General features: G+C 39.8%; 16 protein-coding genes. 9 read left to right on the plus strand and 7 right to left on the minus strand.

The genetic code is table 11. The features are described 5' to 3' along the window. Positions 1-152 precede the first annotated feature (152 nt). A complete protein-coding gene (locus FKG96_RS20785) occupies positions 153-1,391 on the plus strand; it encodes a YaiO family outer membrane beta-barrel protein (RefSeq protein ID WP_210421324.1) in 1,239 nt (412 codons plus the stop codon). Here the strand turns inward: FKG96_RS20785 and FKG96_RS20790 are convergent. The 5 genes from FKG96_RS20790 to FKG96_RS20810 form a co-directional block, all read right to left on the minus strand. Beyond that, a complete protein-coding gene (locus FKG96_RS20790; RefSeq protein WP_207303821.1) occupies positions 1,388-4,732 on the minus strand; it encodes a sulfatase-like hydrolase/transferase in 3,345 nt (1,114 codons plus the stop codon). The genes FKG96_RS20785 and FKG96_RS20790 overlap by 4 nt on opposite strands. Before the next feature lie 119 nt (positions 4,733-4,851). Further along, positions 4,852-5,928, minus strand: coding sequence for a hypothetical protein (locus FKG96_RS20795; protein ID WP_130858472.1), 1,077 nt, complete (start codon positions 5,926-5,928; stop codon positions 4,852-4,854). A gap of 19 nt (positions 5,929-5,947) precedes the next feature. Continuing rightward, positions 5,948-6,310 (minus strand): response regulator transcription factor, encoded by a 363-nt coding sequence (locus tag FKG96_RS20800; protein WP_130858473.1) that lies wholly within the window; start codon positions 6,308-6,310, stop codon positions 5,948-5,950. A gap of 7 nt (positions 6,311-6,317) precedes the next feature. Continuing rightward, positions 6,318-10,223, minus strand: a complete 3,906-nt coding sequence (locus FKG96_RS20805) for a PAS domain S-box protein (protein ID WP_149105987.1) — start codon at positions 10,221-10,223, stop codon at positions 6,318-6,320. Positions 10,224-10,415: 192 nt separating this feature from the next. Continuing rightward, positions 10,416-10,730 (minus strand): hypothetical protein, encoded by a 315-nt coding sequence (locus FKG96_RS20810; protein ID WP_130858475.1) that lies wholly within the window; start codon positions 10,728-10,730, stop codon positions 10,416-10,418. Positions 10,731-10,933: 203 nt separating this feature from the next. Between FKG96_RS20810 and FKG96_RS20815 the strand changes: the two genes are divergently transcribed. From FKG96_RS20815 to FKG96_RS20830, 4 genes are all read left to right on the plus strand, one after another. Then, the gene (locus FKG96_RS20815; protein WP_242627404.1) at positions 10,934-11,719 is read left to right on the plus strand and encodes an alpha/beta fold hydrolase; all 786 of its coding nucleotides are present in this window, start codon (positions 10,934-10,936) and stop codon (positions 11,717-11,719) included. 131 nt (positions 11,720-11,850) lie between these two features. Continuing rightward, positions 11,851-12,234, plus strand: a complete 384-nt coding sequence (locus tag FKG96_RS20820) for a co-chaperone GroES family protein (RefSeq protein WP_013667798.1) — start codon at positions 11,851-11,853, stop codon at positions 12,232-12,234. Positions 12,235-12,325: 91 nt separating this feature from the next. Further along, positions 12,326-12,538, plus strand: a complete 213-nt coding sequence (locus tag FKG96_RS20825; protein WP_130858477.1) for a hypothetical protein — start codon at positions 12,326-12,328, stop codon at positions 12,536-12,538. A 69-nt stretch (positions 12,539-12,607) separates the two neighbouring features. Beyond that, the gene (locus tag FKG96_RS20830; protein WP_130858478.1) at positions 12,608-12,877 is read left to right on the plus strand and encodes a hypothetical protein; all 270 of its coding nucleotides are present in this window, start codon (positions 12,608-12,610) and stop codon (positions 12,875-12,877) included. Positions 12,878-12,952: 75 nt separating this feature from the next. Here the strand turns inward: FKG96_RS20830 and FKG96_RS20835 are convergent, their stop codons facing one another. Further along, complete coding sequence (locus tag FKG96_RS20835) at positions 12,953-14,203, minus strand: PQQ-dependent sugar dehydrogenase (protein WP_013667801.1); 1,251 nt, start codon at positions 14,201-14,203, stop codon at positions 12,953-12,955. Positions 14,204-14,266: 63 nt separating this feature from the next. Beyond that, on the minus strand, positions 14,267-14,965 hold the full coding sequence (locus FKG96_RS20840; RefSeq protein WP_256377666.1) for a DUF92 domain-containing protein: 699 nt from the start codon (positions 14,963-14,965) through the stop codon (positions 14,267-14,269). 94 nt (positions 14,966-15,059) lie between these two features. Here FKG96_RS20840 and FKG96_RS26825 point away from each other — a divergent pair, with 94 nt between their 5' ends. From FKG96_RS26825 to dgoD, 4 genes are all read left to right on the plus strand, one after another. Continuing rightward, on the plus strand, positions 15,060-15,233 hold the full coding sequence (locus tag FKG96_RS26825; protein ID WP_013667803.1) for a hypothetical protein: 174 nt from the start codon (positions 15,060-15,062) through the stop codon (positions 15,231-15,233). Positions 15,234-15,386: 153 nt separating this feature from the next. Then, a complete protein-coding gene (locus FKG96_RS20845) occupies positions 15,387-16,058 on the plus strand; it encodes a YceI family protein (RefSeq protein ID WP_130858480.1) in 672 nt (223 codons plus the stop codon). Between the two features lie 230 nt (positions 16,059-16,288). Next, entirely contained in the window at positions 16,289-16,912 is a 624-nt protein-coding gene (locus FKG96_RS20850; protein ID WP_130858481.1) for a bifunctional 4-hydroxy-2-oxoglutarate aldolase/2-dehydro-3-deoxy-phosphogluconate aldolase, read from the plus strand. Positions 16,913-16,923: 11 nt separating this feature from the next. Beyond that, a complete protein-coding gene (gene dgoD, locus FKG96_RS20855) occupies positions 16,924-18,072 on the plus strand; it encodes a galactonate dehydratase (protein ID WP_013667806.1) in 1,149 nt (382 codons plus the stop codon). The last annotated feature ends 89 nt before the right edge of the window (positions 18,073-18,161 follow it).

Consider the following 18,161-nt stretch of genomic DNA (forward strand, 5'->3'; position numbering starts at 1 on the left):
TTATTTATAGACCTAAACAAAGAACTTAAAAATGATGTTACAATAAATAGATGTTCTAGTCTGGTATTTTCATGAAGAGAATTTCATAAAGAAATATCAATTAGAATGCTTATGTTTATTATTCATAAAACAATAAACTAAAAATAAGTTTCATGCACTGTATGAGGGTCCATCTTTTAGTATCAATCCTTTTGATGCCATTTTTTGCCTTTGCTCAAACGAAAACATCTGACGATCTCTTCACCGAAGCAAGGAATGCAGCTTTCGAGCAAAAAAATTATGAGAAGGCTAAACAATTGGCAAAAAGGGCGTTAGCTCAATCGCCCGATTATACGGATGTTGCCATTTTCTTAGGTCGGGTATATACTTGGACCGATCAACCGGACAGCGCAAGAAACGTATTTGAAAACATCCTTTTGCGAGGCGTAACATCGGAAGATCTTTTTTTGGCTTACGCCTCGCTTGAGTACTGGAACGATAATAATCATAAAGCGCTAAACCTAGTTAATCAAGGTTTAACCATAAACGCTTCTTCTGAAGATTTGTTATTACTAAAATCCCGTATATTATATGCTGAAAAAAATTATCGAGAGGCCGAGCAAGTGATTGGTAATCTATTGAATATCAACAACCAAAATACTGAAGCCCGAGCATTGGCGGCACGGATTTCAGACAACAGTGCATTAAATGCGATAGGTATTGTCTATAATTTTGTCCATTTTAATAAACAATTTGATGATCCCTGGCATTTGGCCGGTATCAGCTATAAAAGACAAACGAAATTCGGATCGGTTATAGCCAAACTGAATTATGCAAACCGTTTCAAAACCAATGGTTTTCAATATGAACTAGAAGCTTATCCCAGAATTTCAAAAATGTTCTACATGTATCTAAATGCGGGATACTCGGGCGATGTCGGAGTATTTCCCAAATATCGTACGGGCGCCTCACTTTACGCCAATTTACCGAAAAGCTTTGAGGCCGAGATTGGTTATAGACAACTTTATTTTACTGACGCCACTTGGATGTATACCGCATCGGTAGGAAAATATTTTAGAAACTTTTGGTTTAATTTTCGTACCTATCTTACTCCTGATAATGAAGACATATCGCAATCTTATACATTCACCACCCGTTATTATATCGGGGGAGCGAACGACTATTTCGGTGCCGCTATCGGCACGGGTATATCACCGGACGATAAAAATACAAACGTCCTTTTGGAGGAAGCCTATAAACTACGTACCAACAAAATAATGCTTGAATACAATTTCTCAGTGAAAAACCTCCATATATTTAATGTGAACGCAAGCTTTTTCAGGCAAGAATACCAGCCTACCATCAAAGGGAACCAGCTAGATATCGGTATCTCCTATCAAAAGCGGTTTTAATGATTTGGAAGTGGGCCGCTAATGAAACGCAATAGTGAATCCGGAAGCAACGAGTTGTTCTTTATGAATCGATCGTTTTTCTCTTTATATCGATGAAAGGCCGCACGCAATTCATCCCGAATACGACTGTCCTGAACAACTTCCTCATCCAGCCCCTCCGTAAACATGTATAAAGACTCTTCGTTTAGATGATATTTACCCATAACAAAATCGATTAATTGTGATTTCGTCTGCATTAGTGGCAAGCTCTGTTCACTTACCATAGTTGACAAGGTATCCAAACCGTTCCCTAACCAGGTAACATTTTCGGGAATCTGTATGGAATATTGCTTATTTAGAAAACGGAGTAGTGAAGGCGTTATATCTAAATGACTAACAATGTTGGTCAGTTTTGCAGTGCGTTTCAACAGCGGCGAATATATAATTAACGGAACATGATAACGATCTATTTTTGTACGCATAGGTATCTCGGGCATTCTGTGATCGCCGGTGATAATAAAAATAGTTTGATTGTAATCGTTCCTTTGTCGATAGGCCATAAAAAACGATCTTAATGCATCGTCTGCATTCAACACACTTGTGAGTTGTAAAGCATATCGCCTTAATTCAATACGCTGTTGCGGATTAGAGGTAATATCAGCAAGTCGTTCGTCGAATCGTTTTGCAAAAAAATCCGGGTTATTGATAAGAAAAGGATTATGTGTTGAAACGGATAGAAGCACGCTTACTTGTGGTTGCTTATCATTCTCATTCCGGCTTTTTAAAAAATGGTTAAATAGCGATTGATCATCATATCCCCAGCTGAAATCATTTGAAGCAGGTAATTTTTTATAGCTAGGCGGAAACGTTTTCCCATCATTCAATTCGGATAAATCATTTTTCTTCAAAAAGATGTCCATATGATCAAACGAGGCATCCCCTCCATAATAAAATGAGCTGTGGTATCCATTTTTCTGTAGTACGTTCAACAATGAATAATGTAAGGGCATTTGTTCGCCCAGCTCCAAAAAGCCATGTTCTCCAAATGGTAACGATGCCAATACCGATGGTAGAGCGGCAAAAGTTCTCCCACCTGCGCTTAGGCAATTTTCCCAGTAAAGCCCCTGTTTAGCAAGGGAATCCAAGAATGGCGTAAAGTTGCCTAAATAAGCCCCCTCGTTAACGAATGCCCGACCAAATCCTTCCATTAAAAGAATAATAATATTAGGTTTTTTCTCGCTTTTGCGAAAAAAGGGACTTAGTACATCTTCCGTTTCGTCTACTCTTAAGAAAGGGTAGTTCAGTGGATCTAAATAGTAGTATTCCTTAACGGAAACTTCCATATCTCCTACCGATGTCTGTTCATTATTAAATTGTAAAAGGCCACCAGGAAAATAATTTAGGTAGCTTTGTCTATAAAAATAGTTCGATTTATTGGTTACGAGGCTCTTTTCAAAATCGCTAGTCGACCAATGGTCTCTAAATAATTTATCCGAATTGACTAAAAACGACCCTATTCCCGCGACAAAAAAGAAACCGATAAATGCCATAGACCACATCTTTCTCAACTTTATCCAACTAAAACATGCAATACCGACAAAGATGACAATAAGTAGCTTTAGAACATTGACAACATTGATTGCGCCGGATGAACCGATTGTTTGTTTAATTTCAGACGATGAGTAACTATAAATATCAGCACCTAATGGAACAAGCGATACAAGAAAATATTGAACAAGAATAGTTTGTACTAAAAGGATAAGTACAAAAATGCCGGCCGTTACAATTAAGGCCCATTTCGAGGAGATAAAACGAAGGATGTAAAAAACTATAAAACCAAAGAAGCTTGCCGAAAGCCAAAATAAAAATTGATTGAAAAGCATTTGCGCAAAAAGTACACCACCATTTGATAATGGACCAAATTGCTGTGTATAAACGATAAATTCAATGAAGCTAGCGATCAATAACAGCCCTAAAAAAACAATAGATAAATTAATATAAGGGGATACCAGCATGTTAAAACGTTGGGATGACGTTTCAGCTGCTGATGAGTGTTGAGACGCCTGCTTGGCATTAAAACCCCGTCGCGTCATATCTCCCCAGGCTTTTTTCTTGAGTAAATAATCACGGAGTCCCCGGACTGCAGATAATACCACAAAAGGATGGAACAAGAAAGGTTCTAGAATAGCTGTTAACACTAATTTTACGACATCGGTATTCCTTCTATAAACACGATAGGTTACAGTATCAACCAAGATGGCGTAAATAGAGTAGAGAACGCCGAACACCATGACGAAACCGAGCAAAATAAAGAAAGCGGGCCAATCAACTAATCCCAGTATGAGGAAAACAAAAAAACCTATAAACCCTATAAATTCTATTATCGGCCCTAAAAATTCAAATAAAAACCAATATGGATAACTAATTAAACCCGTAATGCCATATTTCGGATTAAAAAATAATTTCTTATGTTTCCATAAGGTCTCAATTGTGCCACGCATCCATCTATTACGTTGACGACTAAGAATCTTAAAACTATCCGGTGCTTCCGTCCAGCATAAAGGGTCAGGTATATTAACAACACGGTACGCTTCATTCTGTTCTTCCATATAGCGCCTCATTCGGACAACCAACTCCATATCTTCTCCAACTGTGCCATGATCATAGCCACCTGCCTTGAGTATGATTTCTTTATCGAATGCCCCGAATGCACCCGATATTAGCAACAAGCCATTTGCACGACTCCAGGCAAGTCTTCCCAGCAAAAAAGCCCGAATATACTCCAATGCTTGGGAACGAGCTAACCAACTTTTTGGCAGCTTTACTTCAACAAGCTTACCATTTTCTATCCTACAATCGTTAGCCAATCGGATAATACCACCACAAGCAATTGTCCGTTTATCTGTTTCTTCCATGAAAGGTTTCGCCAGCTTCAAGATAGCATCCTGCTCTAAGATGCAATCTACATCTATACATACTGCATAGTCGTTACTTGCGATATTTATCCCCACATTTAAAGCATCTGCTTTTCCACCATTCTCTTTATCAACGACTAATAGCTTCTTAAATGCGGGATTCTTACTTTTGTACACTCCCTTAACTTCCTTCGTTGGCAATACATAATCGACGTAAAAATCTGCCTTAAAAAGTTCATACGCATCAATCAATTTTTGCAAAGAGTTATCTTTGCTTCCATCATTGATAATAATAATTTCCAGGTTGACATAATGAATGGAAAGAAGGGAACGTACATTTTCTACAATAGTGGCTGATTCATTGTACGCCGGAGCCAATAAACTAAAGCTTGGAGCGTTAGTAGAAGTAGCTAAGAGACGATAGTCCGTAAAGCTATTTTTACGCATATGCTTTATAATCGCACCCAATGAAAAAAGCCCTATCCATAAATACACTAAACATAATAATATGGCATAAAGTAGGATTCCAAACGTAAAGAATTCATAAAAAAACAACTGCCAGTTCATTAATAATGTCCTTCCATAGCTTGGTTAATAATTGTTTTAGCTGGTTCATCGAGTTGCTTCTTGGTCTCTTCCAGGACAGCAACTCCTTTTGCGGAACAGTTTAAAATAGCTCGGGCTGCACCTAATCTAACTTTACTGTTGTCATTATTATAGAATTCATGTAATAAAAAATTTAGTTCATTTATGCCTGCAATATTCTCTAAGACACGAATAGCCCGCATTTTGTATGCGTCAGATGCGTTATCATAAACCTCAATGACAGCAGCCGCTGTATTTTCTTGAGAAATACGTTCTAGCGTTTTCAGCGACTGCATTTGTACTTTTATTGAAGATGCCGAAATTTTTAATAAGACGCTTTCATGGAGTTCAAGTAATTGAAATTTTGCAATAAGCTTCAATGCAAATATAACAACGCTCTGATTATCCGAATTTAACCAACACTGAACATGATGTGCTGCATTAAGTGGTAATTGCCCGATCGCACTTAGCAGCTTAAGCTGCTGCCAATCTGAAATTGGATTTTGCAAATCATCTAAGAAAGCCAACCCTTGGAACCCCTTCAACCTAACTAAGCCGTACTGTGCTTCTAATCTAATAATGTCCTTATAATGATTTACCAAACTTACAATTTCGGGTTCCGCTTCCGAGATTTGCATGGCACTTAATTCTTGTATAGCGGAAGCCACAATATGCGCATGCCTGCTGGACAACCTTGCTGTACTGTCTTTGTCTAACCTCAGTTGTTTATAAACTACCTTTAAATTGGACGCTGCAATACCTGAAAGACTTTTTTCCGCATTCACTAAACTTCTTGCTAAGTATTTTCTAAATCTTCGATTAGTTAAATGGTCATTTAGCGCCGAGGGTGGCTGCAATGGAATATCAGCGGATGCTGCCTCATATATTACGATGGCTATTAGCTGTTGCCAAGATTTCCTTAAATCTGCAGCACGGTTTTTTTCAATCAAAAAAAACAAAATGACAATAAAAACCAGGAAGAGAAGACTTACCATCACGAGAGTTGCCCAAAAGAAATCAATAATGGGTAAGCCAAGAAGTGTTTCGTTCAACTGCATAATTAATACAGAATTCTATTTAGCGTCCAACGGTAAAACGTTTAATACGAAGAATAAGCTCTCCTGGACTAAACGGTTTGACAATAAAATCATCAGCACCCAACTTAAAAGCGTCCAAAACAACTTCTTCTTGGCCTAATCCCGAAAGAATAATAATGGGTATCGCTTTTTCTTTTATGGCGCGAACGGCAGTCACTATTTCTAAACCCGAAACATAAGGCATCATAATATCCGTGATAACCAGATCGGGGAGTGTTTCCTTTATTTTCTCAAGGGCATCCTTTCCATCGATGGCAGAAATTATTTGATGGTTTTCCTTTGACAGCCTGAATTCAAGAGTTTTCCGTATTAACTCGTCATCTTCTGCAATTAAAATAATCATTCAGCTACTAGTTAAAAGGTGTAATTCCAATTATTTTCTTTACTATTTTTATTTCTTCAAAAATCTTGCGCAACAAGTCTTGCCGAGTAATTTCTACTATACTGTCAACCCTTTCAAGTTCCTCGGCAAGTTCATTCAGAAGAAGCAAACCGGCCGTTCTTGAGGTTCCTAGCAATTTATGCCCTATCTTTTTTAAAGACTGAAGATCTTGTTCTTCTTGAGCTTGTTCTATTTTCTTGACGGTACCTTCTAACTCAGATATGGTCAATTTTATGAATTCCCTTTTAAACATTTCATCGCCAGCGGCGTAGTCGTCCATCATATGATAATCGACGTGTAAATCGACCGTTATCTCATCTGTTTTTTCCTTAAAAAGCCAGGTCTTGATCTTTAACTCAATATCTGCTTCCACAATAGGTTTTGCGATAAAATCATTAAACCCGGCATCTAAGCATTTCTCCATCTCCCCTTTCACATTGCCGGCAGTAAGTGCTATTATGATAACATCAACGCCGGAGGGCAAAGACCGAATGCTACGTGTTGCTTCTATTCCATTAAGTTCGGGCATTTGAATGTCCATAAAAATAAGGTCTGGCATTTTGACTTTGCAGGCCTCTACCGCAAGCAAACCATTTTCAGCTTTTTCAATTGACGCAAGTGGGGCAATGCGTTCGATAATTGTGCTCGTTAACAACATATTAACCGCATTATCTTCGGCAATAAGCACATTAAAAGGACGAACGACAGCTTTAGATGGCAACCGATCGCTTTCTTCACCATTTACGACATCAATCTTTTGCGTTCGCTTAAGAGCCTCGTACATCTCTTTCGTATTAATCGGTTTCCTTACCCGTGTTACCATTAATTCATTTGATTGTTTAACAATATCTTCGTCTTCAGATGAACTGTATAGCAAAATAATTGGAATGTTGGAATATTCCGCTTTTGGGCTCTGTCGTATTTTTCTAATTACCTCTAAGCCATCTAAAATCGGCATCTGGTAGTCTACAATCAGTAAATCATATTTTTTATTGTCGTATAATTTTTGCAGGGCATCGAAGCCATTACTAACAGATTCAGAATGAATATTTTTCAACGCCAACATCCGTTCCAGTATCATCCTATTATGATCATTATCATCTACGATCAAAACAGATTGCAAGTCGTTTAAATCACCATTTCCTGCAGGATCTCCAAGCTCAAACGACGTTTCTAAGTTAAAAAAGAACGTGCTTCCAATCCCGACCTCGCTTTCCAGCTGCAGATGACTGCCCATTAACGCTAACAATTTATTGGAAATAGTAAGACCTAAACCTGTTCCCCCATATTTCTTAGTAATAGTACTATCTTCTTGGGCAAAAGCCTCAAAAATTTCATGTTGTTTGTCTCGTTGAATACCGATACCCGTATCTGTTACGGAAAACCGCAAAGTAGTTTTGTTATCTGAGGCGCTTATTTGTACTTCTTCTATTTTCAGTTCTATTTCTCCTATTTCTGTAAATTTGACGGCATTACCCAGTAAATTAATAAGTATTTGTTTTAATCGTGCATCGTCCGCCCAGATAAAACGCGGAAGATGAGGAGACATATCGAGAATTAATTCCAATCCTTTCTTTTGAGCTTGGTAGGTGATAACGTTTATTACCTGTTCACTCAAGTCAAATAAGTCTATTCTTTCAGAATTCAGCTCCAGTTTACCCGCTTCGATTTTAGAAAAATCAAGGATATCATTAATAATCGCTAAAAGCGAAACTGCAGAATCATTAACGATCGTGAGATACTGTTTCTGCGTATCATTTAATGAAGTTTTTAATATCAGATCAGTAAAGCCAATCACACCGTTGAGAGGCGTTCTTATTTCGTGGCTCATGTTAGCAAGAAATTCAGATTTAGCTTTGCTGGCTTGTTCCGCTATTTTTTTTGCCTTCCGCAATTCCTCGCTCTTTTCAAAACTTTCTGTTATATCCTGCGTAAACATAACCAGTCCCCCCACTTCATTATTAAAGTGACGCCAAGGTCTGATTTCCCAAATAAGGTGTTGTTCGTGGTCCCATCCCGGTGGCGTCCAGACATCGTCATTTTTTTTATGCACCTCGCCATTCAGACATTTTTTATGAATTTCTTTCCAATCGTCAGGAAGATTCGGAAAAACATCGTAATGTGATTTGCCAATAATACTCACATCTGCTAAATGATAACTTTCATACCATCGTTTGCTGACGGCAATATATCTTAAATCTTTGTCTAACATTGCTACAGCCGCCGGCGCATGCTCAATGAACGTTCGAAGCCTGGCCCTTTCCTCTATTAATGCAACTTCTGCCCGCTTCTTTTGATCTATATCTTGGAAAGTACCGAAAATCCGTTTGCATACACCTTCTATCATTTCGGGTTGTCCGTGGCTTCTGACCCAAATCAATCGTTTCTTTGCGGTGCGTAACTGTAATTCTAAGTCATAAGGTATGCCTTTCGTCACGGCTTCTTGAAATGCTTCTTCTATATACGCACGATTCTCGTCTTCATAAAAGGCCAATGCCTGTTCAATGGTCGGTTCATAATCGACTGCGACTTCATGAATACTTTTTGTAACATCCGACCATATAATTCTATTATTCGTTAAATCTACCTCCCAGCCGCCAACCCGCGCGACGCGGTTGGTCTGCTCCAACATTTCTTTCGTCTTCTTGAGATCACCCTCCAACTTCAAACGCTCAGTCATGTCAATCGCATTTCCAATAATGTAATCGTTACCTTCTGCGTCTTGTTCTAACACATTATTATAGAGCCAAAACAAGGGCTGTCCGTCTTTATGAAGCGTTTTCATAAGCCCTGTATCTTTGCGATTTAATTTGATACGATTCAAATATCCTTTCAGAAATTCGTGATGATAGGGTGGAACTAAATCGAATAAGGACATTCCTAGAATTTCTTCCTTTTTATATCCTAGTATGGCAGCACCTGCTTGATTGACCGACAAAATATTGCCCGCTAAGTCGTGTGTACACATCAGGCCCTGAGAATTCTCAAAAAAAGAACGAAGTTTATTTTCGCTTATCTCTAGCTCTTGATTCTTTAGCGTTTCTTCCGTCATATCACGACCAACGACGAAAATCTCATTTTCTCCGATATTAGGAGTTACAGACCATTGGATCGTTCGATTAGATCCGTCTTTTGCCAATAAACGATTAGTAAAATGAATGGTGTTCTTTCCGGATCGCCTATCCGAAAGTTCGTCCTCTGTCTTCCTGATATCATCCGGATAAACAAACGTTAAAAGTTTCTTTCCGAGCAACTCGCTTTCTCGCCAACCTAAAAGGTCTTGGAAAGCGGGATTCACCATTTTTATGATGCCTTCGGAGGTGACCGAGCTGATCAAATCTTTTGATATGTCAAACAATTTAGAAAAGTACTTTGCTTCTTGGGTATTCTTTCTCTCAAGTATTAAAGTAACCACCTGCTTAGCCAAAAGCTCAAGAAGTCTTTTCTGCTTTTCGTTTAATTCTTTCGGCTTTTTATCGATAACACATAATGCTCCCAATGCATATCCGCGAGGATCAATTAACGGGTAACCTGCGTAAAAAGCGATATTTGGATCTCCTGTAACGAGTGGGTTATGAACAAATCGGCTATCTTTTGCTGTATCGTTTACTTGGAAAACGCTGTCATTTAAAATGGTATACTGGCAAAAGGAAATATCACGGCTCATTTCAACCGTATCGATACCTTTCTTCGATTTAAACCACTGTCTGTTTTCGTCAATAAGTGATATAAGCGAAATTGGGGTGTCGCAAATCAAACTAGCCGCTTCAGTAATGCTATCAAAGTCTTCCTCTTCAAGTGAATCAAGTATATCATAATTTCTCAGCGCCTGCACGCGCTCTTTCTCGTTTTCAGGAATTGGAAAACTTATCATAATTTGGATTTATTGTACACCTAATATACAACAAACAAAAACAAATTAAGTTCTTTATAAAGAAATGTAAGATGATTTAGAAATATCAATGTCGAATCAAAACGACCTAATTTTCATAAAACCGACACAAGTATCACAATAATTCACATGAAAGCTGGTTGCAGTATACTCTTTGTACGTGATCATCATAGTCTAATTATTGTATTGAATTGCCTCTGCCTTATAGTATGAATCAGCATCTTCGCCGCCTGTATATTCAATGCCATGAATAATAACTCCATCTGCACCGACAGCTTTAGCCTTTTCAACTATTTTCCGCTTCGCCACTTCTTCATTGAGCAAAACCTTCGAAGATATATGTCCGATAACTTTATAGTCTTTTTTAACGTCTTTGCTTGCATAATAAACATCCATATGCATCGTCGGATTAAATCGATCTCCAAGATAAGATGTGCCGACGCAGGACATCATACTCAATAAAATAGGTAAAAATAGCTTTTTGTTCATAATTGATTCGATTGTTACTGGTTAGACTGGTGAAACACGTTTTGGTTTAGCAAACGGTTATAACTTGTCGCTATATACCCGGATATTGCCGCATTTCGAGTGCTCACATTCACTAATTCAACTTAAATTTACGTTCAATATTTACATTCATCATGACACGTAGATTACCAACCATTACATTATTAATGCTAGTTTTTTTATCTATGAAAGCTCAACAAACACAAATTGGCAGTTATGCCCAAGTAAATGGCCTGAAAATGTTTTATGAAATCCATGGTAAAGGCAATCCCTTAGTATTATTACATGGAGGAGGATCAACCATTGCAACTACTTTCGGCCGCATTTTACCCGAACTTGCCAAAGCACATCAAGTAATTGCAGTAGAGCTACAGGCACATGGGCACACTACTGATATCGATAGGCCACTCAGTTTCGAACAGGATGCAGATGACGTGGCGGCACTCTTAAAGCAGCTGAGCATTAAGAAAGCGAGCTTTATGGGTTTCAGCAACGGAGGTACCACCTGCTTGCAAATTGCTATACGACACCCCGATTTAGTAGACAAGCTTATTGTGGCCTCTTCCAATTATAAGCGCGGCGGACTGCAACCCGGCTTTTTTGAGGGTATGGAGCAAGCAACACTTGATAATATGCCACAACCATTGAAAGACGCCTATTACGCTATTAATCCTGACCCAAAGGGGCTACAAGCCATGTTTGAGCGGGATAAGGCTAGAATGCTTGCATTTAAAGATATAAGCGATGAGCAAATAAAGAGCATTCAGGTTCCTGTGCTTGTCGTGAATGGCGATACGGATGTAATTCGTACCGAGCACGCACTTGAACTTTCCCGGATGTTACCGCATGCACAACTGGCCATTCTACCTGGTGGGCACGGTGATTATCTAGGGGAAATTTGTGCGCCAAATAAAACAAGCAATATGCCCGTCTTCTTTGTCGCTTTGATTAACGACTTTCTTGGGAAATGACGCCGGAAAACGCACTCCTTATAATTATACTGCCATCAAAACGGATAGACAATATTTAGTAATGTCAATATGACATCTTCCATCCTTGTTGCACAGCTTTTGCTGAGGCTCGAAAAAAGGATTGATTTTGCATGATGACCATTCATTTGACAGAAAATAATAAACTGAAAAAGTTGATTGTTGTAGGAGATCGGGTGCTGGTAAAACCGGCGAAACCTAATGAGCGGACAGAAAGCGGGCTCTATCTACCACCCGGGGTTCAGGAGAAGGAAAAGGTGCAACAGGGTTATGTTATAAAAACAGGGCCAGGTTATGCTATTCCCGTACCCGCTGATGAAGATGATGCTTGGAAGCCACAAGAAGAGAAGGTAAAATATATCCCCCTACAGGCGAAGGAAGGAGATTTAGCAATTTTCTTGGTAAACGGCTCCACCGAGATCTTGTATCAGGGTGAAAAATACTTCATTGTTCCACAAGGGGCCATTTTAATGCTGGAAAGAGAAGAAGAACTCTAATTCTTTGCATGGCGGCGATTTTTCAAATTTGTTGCTTGACTAAACAATATCACCTCATGACTGTTAAGTTAAGCAACAAATTATTTCTATTATGAAAAATCTTAAAAAGCTATTCGCAACACTATCAGCTTGTTTATTTTTATCGATTATTGGCTGTGGACAAAATAGCCAGGAAAACGAAACGGAAGGTGATTCTTATCGAGATACCGTAGAAGCGCCTACGACTAACGATAACAATATGCGCAATGACCAACCGACGGACGAGTTGACAACAAAGGATTCGCTGAGTACCGACTCTATTTGATGTTGCTGCTAAGCCAACTTGCAAGCAAACTTATCTTTACCTATTTTTGCTAATAATGTTAGCAAACAAATGAAAGAAGAGATAAATTTTTACTTATTACAGGCGGATAAATTCAATCCTTATATTAACCGAAAGGAGCATCTTCAACGTATTTATCCTAAATTGACGTGGGAAACGATTTTAAGCCACCGACGAGAAGTCTATACTCGAGATCGGATAATCATCTACTTAAAACAAAACATAGAAAGATTAGGTGCGCTTGGCTTTAGGGAAGTAGCGGAGCGGCATCTCCATCAGTACGAACGGGAAAGCTATCCGGAGTTATTTTATGACGAGTGAGCTTGGTAGCCACATAAAAACAAAAGGTTCTTTTTAACAAGGAACCTTTTGTTTTTTATACTGTCGGTCAGGGTTTTATTCGCCTGCTTTTTTACCTACTCGAAACAACCATCCGGAATCAGTAACTGCATACAGGGCACCGTCCGGTCCTTCTGTTATTGCCCGGAAACGTTGCGCTTGATCGGCTAGCAGTCTTTCCTCTCCAACTACCTTATTATCCTGAATAACAAGACGAGCTATGTGCACACCACTCAAGGCGGAGATAAATAGGTTATCCTTCCATTCAGGAATCACGTCGCTGCTGTAAAAGGTAATGCCGCTGGGTGAAATTACAGGGTCATAGTAATAAATAGGCTGCTCTAAACCTTCCTTTTGTTGAATGCTATCGCCAATTTTTTTCCCACTGTATTCGATACCATAGGTTATAATCGGCCAACCATAGTTTTTACCTGGAAGAATACGATTTACTTCATCACCTCCCCTTGGTCCAAACTCGGTTTCCCAAAGATCGCCCGTCGTAGGATGAAAAGCTAGGCCTTGCACATTTCTATGGCCATATGAATAAATCTCAGGGCGCGCATCCCCCTTACCCTCGAAGGGGTTACCTGGAGCAGGTTTACCGTCCTTTGTAATTCGAAGAATTTTACCTAAGCCCGACTTCAAGTCTTGGGCTTGAGGTCTTGTTTCCAGATCAGAACGCTCGCCGGTGCTCACGATGAGATTACCTGTTTTATCAAAGAGAATACGACCACCATAATGTAATGTTCCATCATGAACAGGTGTCGCTTCGTAAATGACTTGCGCCTGCTCAATTGTCTTTTCGTCAGCAGCTAACTTACCTTTGCCAACTGCTGTCAAGTTGCCGCCGGCCTTAGGTTCTGAAAAAACCCAATAAACCATCCGGTTATTTGCAAAGTCAGGGTCTATTGTTAGCCCCAGTAAACCACCTTGTCCCCTTGCATCAACCTTAGGTAAGCCCGTAATGGCCTCGCTGATTTTACCGTCTTTTGCAACAATCCGCATCGTACCACCTTTTTCAGTAATCAGAAACCTTCCATCCGGTAGACAGGTGATACCCCAAGGATTTTTCAATTCTTTGTTGAGTACGGTGACCTCGTAAGGAGTGCTTGTTTTTACAGCGCCTATACGCGTTTGTCCCGCGAAAGCTGGTTTATAGTCGCTATTCGGTGAACCCGTCTCTACCGGTGGTAAGCTGGTTGTATCCGCGCCTACCGGTCCGCCGTTCTTATTGGCTGAAGAACTACAAGAGGCAACAGATAATGCTAATCCGGAAAGCAATCCTAAAAATGTTGAGTTATATGACATAGTTTATCTTTTTTGCGATTATAAAACTATTGAATTTTATTTATATCAGCAATTAATCCTACACTAACAAAAAAAGAAGAGTACCATCAAAGCTCCCAGAAGCGTATTAAGAAAATTTACGCCGTTATTTCCCAAATATTGCTTTCTTTCCAAACTCGCACCTAAAATAGAATCGAACAGGTTACCTAAAAAACCCGCAATAGCGATAAAGACGGCTACTTTATTCAATCCTGCATAAACAATCCCCATTAAAGCTGAAGCCATAAGTCCTATCAAGGTACCTTCCACGCTGACGACACCATCTTCACCTCGGATGTCGTGTTTGAAAGTTAACATGTTATAAAAAGAACGGCCATAAAGGGTACCTAATTCGGAAGACAAAGTATCTGCCAATGCCGCTGCAAGACTGCCGACCATCATGATTTTATAGACATCGGTATGCGACACATCTATCAAGCATAAAACTGCTAGCAATCCGGCAACACCTCCATTTGCAAACACCTGTCCCGCTCCCCGTGTTTCTTCATGCTTAGATAAGGCAAGTAACCGCGCTTTATCTATTTTCTTATGTGAAGTTGCCAATACGGCAAGGCCAAAAAATAAGCATAACATCAACAATTCCTTGATTCCCATAGCATAAAAAACCAACAAGCCGATACAAGAGGCTAGCCCGGCAGCAGAAACCGTTAGCTTTTTCGTGAGAACGGCTAACATGGCACAGATTAATAATACAAAACAAAGAATTAGCGAAGAATTTCCCATTAAATTGTCAGGATTATCCAATATAACATCATTTAACAAATTATTATTATTAGAGTTTCTACCTTTACCCCATCACACATAAAACAATTGCGCTATGAATTCCACAACATTATCATTGAAGGGAAATAGTGAAATACTTATCAAAAAACCAGGCGTAAAAGAACTGATCGCCGTTGCAAAGGGAATGAAAAAAGATGGATTTTCCTATGACGAAATCGCGAGAGAAACAAAACTCACACTAGCTTTTGTTATGTCTTTGTTTAAATAGTTCGTTTGCGTGCGTTGCTACCCCTTATATAGCAGCGCACGTAAAATGCAAATGCACGATCATTTGATGTTTAAACATTTATTATTTTAGCAGCTATTTTATTTATCAATCCAATCTACTATTTTTGTAGACATTTAAACAAAAAAATAGCGTATGAAGACAATTATCCCAGCATTCGCCCTCGTGCTCCTTTTAGCAGCATGTGGTGGTTCAACAAGCGATCAAGCGAAAACCGAGGAAAAACAGGAAGCAGCGGCAGCAACCGGTAGTTCTTACAGCATCGATACAACCGCTAGTCAGGTCACTTGGCAAGGTACTCATAAAGGCGGCTTAGCTCCTCGTTTTGGAAACATTAAGGTTACAGGTGGTTCATTATCCGTTGAAAACGGGACGGTAGCCGCAGGCGATTTGGAAGTAAGTCTTGCCAGTCTGCAAGTTGATCCTAAGTCTGTTACCGAAGAGGGCAAAAAACATACAGATTTAGAAGGTCATCTAAAAAGTGCTGATTTTTTTGACGTCGCAAAACATCCTGCTGCAAAATTTGTCATCACCGCTGTAGCACCTTACGACAGCACCAAGCAAAAAAGTTTGCTTCCCGGTGCTACTAATTTGGTCAGTGGCAATTTAACGTTAAAAGATAGCACCCTCAATATAACGTTCCCTGCACAACTTACGGTAGCTGAAAACGAAGTGACGGCTAAAGCAAAGTTCACGATCGATAGAAGCGCTTGGGGTATCAACTATAAAACAGAAGGAAGTCCTGAAAATTGGGCGATCAGCAAAGACGTTGAAATCGGCTTTGATTTGAAAGCTGTTAAAAAATAATTCCAAAAAAGTAGTTTGTGAAGGCCTGACGTCAATGTTCAGGCCTTTTTTTATGTCACTAGTCCTATACCAATTTATATACTCATCCAAATAATATAGCAAGCCGCTAACTAAGTCATTTTCTACCACATTGTTATCTATAATAAAAATGACCGCCCATTTTTAAGGTTTTCTTTTTATCTTAGGTCGCGTTGTAATATTTCCACTTATATACGCTAACATCAGCACTTATGTCTATACTGCAGCACATTAAAGAAAATCAATTAGTTGCGATTGTTAGAGGAGCAGATCCAAAGGATATCCTCTCTATTGCGGAAGCACTGTATGAAGGGGGAATCCGTTTATTAGAGATTACCATGAATTCCACCGAACCTCTGGCTGCCATCGAGCAGGTGAGCAATAAACTGGGCGATAAGCTCATTATCGGCGCGGGAACTGTACTGGATAGCACGATGGCAAAAGATGCCATTCATGCCGGTGCGCATTTTATTCTTTCTCCTATATTGGATAAGAGGGTCATTGAGACGACCAAGAGCCTAAACAGGGTAAGCATTCCAGGTGCTTATACAGCGACGGAAATTTACCAAGCTTACCAAATGGGCGCGGATATTATAAAAGTTTTCCCGGCTACTTCACCATCTTATCTAAAAGACATTGCCGGTCCGCTGCCATACATCCCTTTGCTCCCAACCGGTGGCATCACGATCGATAATATTGCAAACTTTAAAAAAGCAGGGGCCGTAGGCTTCGGAATCGGAAGTGCGCTCGTGGATACCAAGCAACAAGTGACCGGCCAATACCTGCTAAACCTCACCCATACCGCTAGAAAATTTGTAGAAGCAGTTAACGTATAATAGCAATTCAGATGAAGATTAAAAGTTATGAATTATTTCAGGTACCTCCACGATGGTTGTTTTTAAAAATAGAAACCGATGAAGGGATCGTGGGTTGGGGAGAACCGGTGATCGAAGGTAAAGCGGCGACAGTAAAAACAGCAGTCGACGAATTGATGGAATACCTGATGGGTAAAGATCCAATGCATATTGAAGATCATTGGAATGTGCTATATCGCGCAGGCTTCTATCGCGGTGGGCCGATTATAATGAGTGCAATTGCCGGTATTGACCAAGCGTTGTGGGACATCAAAGGTAAATTTTATAATGCCCCTATTCACCAGCTATTGGGAGGAAAAGCGAAAGACAAAATGAAAGTCTACTCCTGGATTGGAGGCGATCGTCCGGCAGAAGTTGGCTTAGCAGCGAAAAAAATGGCTGAACAAGGCTTTCTTGCGGTAAAAATGAATGCCACTGAAGAACTCCAGTATGTCGACAGCTATGATAAGATAGACGAAGCGGTTGCAAGGATTGCAGCGGTACGAGAGGCTGTTGGTCCGGCTTTTGGGATAGGGATCGACTTCCATGGACGGGTACATAAACCCATGGCAAAAATATTGGCAAAAGAGCTGGAGCGCTATAGACCGATGTTTATCGAAGAGCCTGTACTACCCGAGAATAACGAGGATCTGCGAGAAATCGCCAACCATGTGGCTATTCCAATCGCAACCGGGGAGCGGATGTTTTCTAAATGGCAATTCAAGGCTTTGCTGAAAGAAGGGTATGCTGATATTATCCAGCCTGATCTTTCCCATGCCGGCGGTATTACCGAATGCAAAAAAATCATCTCCATGGCAGAAGCGTTTGACGTAGCGGCAGCTCCGCATTGCCCGCTCGGCCCAATAGCGCTTGCCGCCTGCTTACAGGTCGATGCTACCTGTCATAATGCTTTTATTCAAGAGCAAAGTTTAGGTATACACTATAATGAGGGAAGTGATTTGCTCGATTATCTCGTAGATAAAACCGTATTTGAATATGATGGGGGCTATGTAAACATCCCTGACAAACCGGGACTAGGTATTGAAATTAATGAAGAACATGTAAGAAAAATGGCTGCCATTGGGCACAATTGGAAAAATCCGGTTTGGAGGCATCAGGATGGCAGCGTAGCCGAATGGTAATTGAGTTATTGCGTTCTAACCGGTTTGTCTGACTACGAAAAGCCGATAGCTAATTAATTACAACTGATAACTACCTGCTAAAAGCTAAT

Origin of the sequence: Olivibacter sp. LS-1, from assembly GCF_008245145.1 — a bacterium.
Lineage (GTDB): Bacteria > Bacteroidota > Bacteroidia > Sphingobacteriales > Sphingobacteriaceae > Olivibacter > Olivibacter oleidegradans.

Excerpts from the sequence above, each read along its gene's own strand:
- FKG96_RS20785 (WP_210421324.1), top strand. The coding sequence starts at position 153 with ATGCACTGTATGAGGGTCCATCTTTTAGTATCAATCCTTTTGATGCCA.
- FKG96_RS20790 (WP_207303821.1), bottom strand. The coding sequence starts at position 4,732 with ATGCGTAAAAATAGCTTTACGGACTATCGTCTCTTAGCTACTTCTACT.
- FKG96_RS20795 (WP_130858472.1), bottom strand. The coding sequence starts at position 5,928 with ATGCAGTTGAACGAAACACTTCTTGGCTTACCCATTATTGATTTCTTT.
- FKG96_RS20800 (WP_130858473.1), bottom strand. The coding sequence starts at position 6,310 with ATGATTATTTTAATTGCAGAAGATGACGAGTTAATACGGAAAACTCTT.
- FKG96_RS20805 (WP_149105987.1), bottom strand. The coding sequence starts at position 10,223 with ATGATAAGTTTTCCAATTCCTGAAAACGAGAAAGAGCGCGTGCAGGCG.
- FKG96_RS20810 (WP_130858475.1), bottom strand. The coding sequence starts at position 10,730 with ATGAACAAAAAGCTATTTTTACCTATTTTATTGAGTATGATGTCCTGC.
- FKG96_RS20815 (WP_242627404.1), top strand. The coding sequence starts at position 10,934 with ATGAAAGCTCAACAAACACAAATTGGCAGTTATGCCCAAGTAAATGGC.
- FKG96_RS20820 (WP_013667798.1), top strand. The coding sequence starts at position 11,851 with ATGATGACCATTCATTTGACAGAAAATAATAAACTGAAAAAGTTGATT.
- FKG96_RS20825 (WP_130858477.1), top strand. The coding sequence starts at position 12,326 with ATGAAAAATCTTAAAAAGCTATTCGCAACACTATCAGCTTGTTTATTT.
- FKG96_RS20830 (WP_130858478.1), top strand. The coding sequence starts at position 12,608 with ATGAAAGAAGAGATAAATTTTTACTTATTACAGGCGGATAAATTCAAT.
- FKG96_RS20835 (WP_013667801.1), bottom strand. The coding sequence starts at position 14,203 with ATGTCATATAACTCAACATTTTTAGGATTGCTTTCCGGATTAGCATTA.
- FKG96_RS20840 (WP_256377666.1), bottom strand. The coding sequence starts at position 14,965 with ATGGGAAATTCTTCGCTAATTCTTTGTTTTGTATTATTAATCTGTGCC.
- FKG96_RS26825 (WP_013667803.1), top strand. The coding sequence starts at position 15,060 with ATGAATTCCACAACATTATCATTGAAGGGAAATAGTGAAATACTTATC.
- FKG96_RS20845 (WP_130858480.1), top strand. The coding sequence starts at position 15,387 with ATGAAGACAATTATCCCAGCATTCGCCCTCGTGCTCCTTTTAGCAGCA.
- FKG96_RS20850 (WP_130858481.1), top strand. The coding sequence starts at position 16,289 with ATGTCTATACTGCAGCACATTAAAGAAAATCAATTAGTTGCGATTGTT.
- dgoD (WP_013667806.1), top strand. The coding sequence starts at position 16,924 with ATGAAGATTAAAAGTTATGAATTATTTCAGGTACCTCCACGATGGTTG.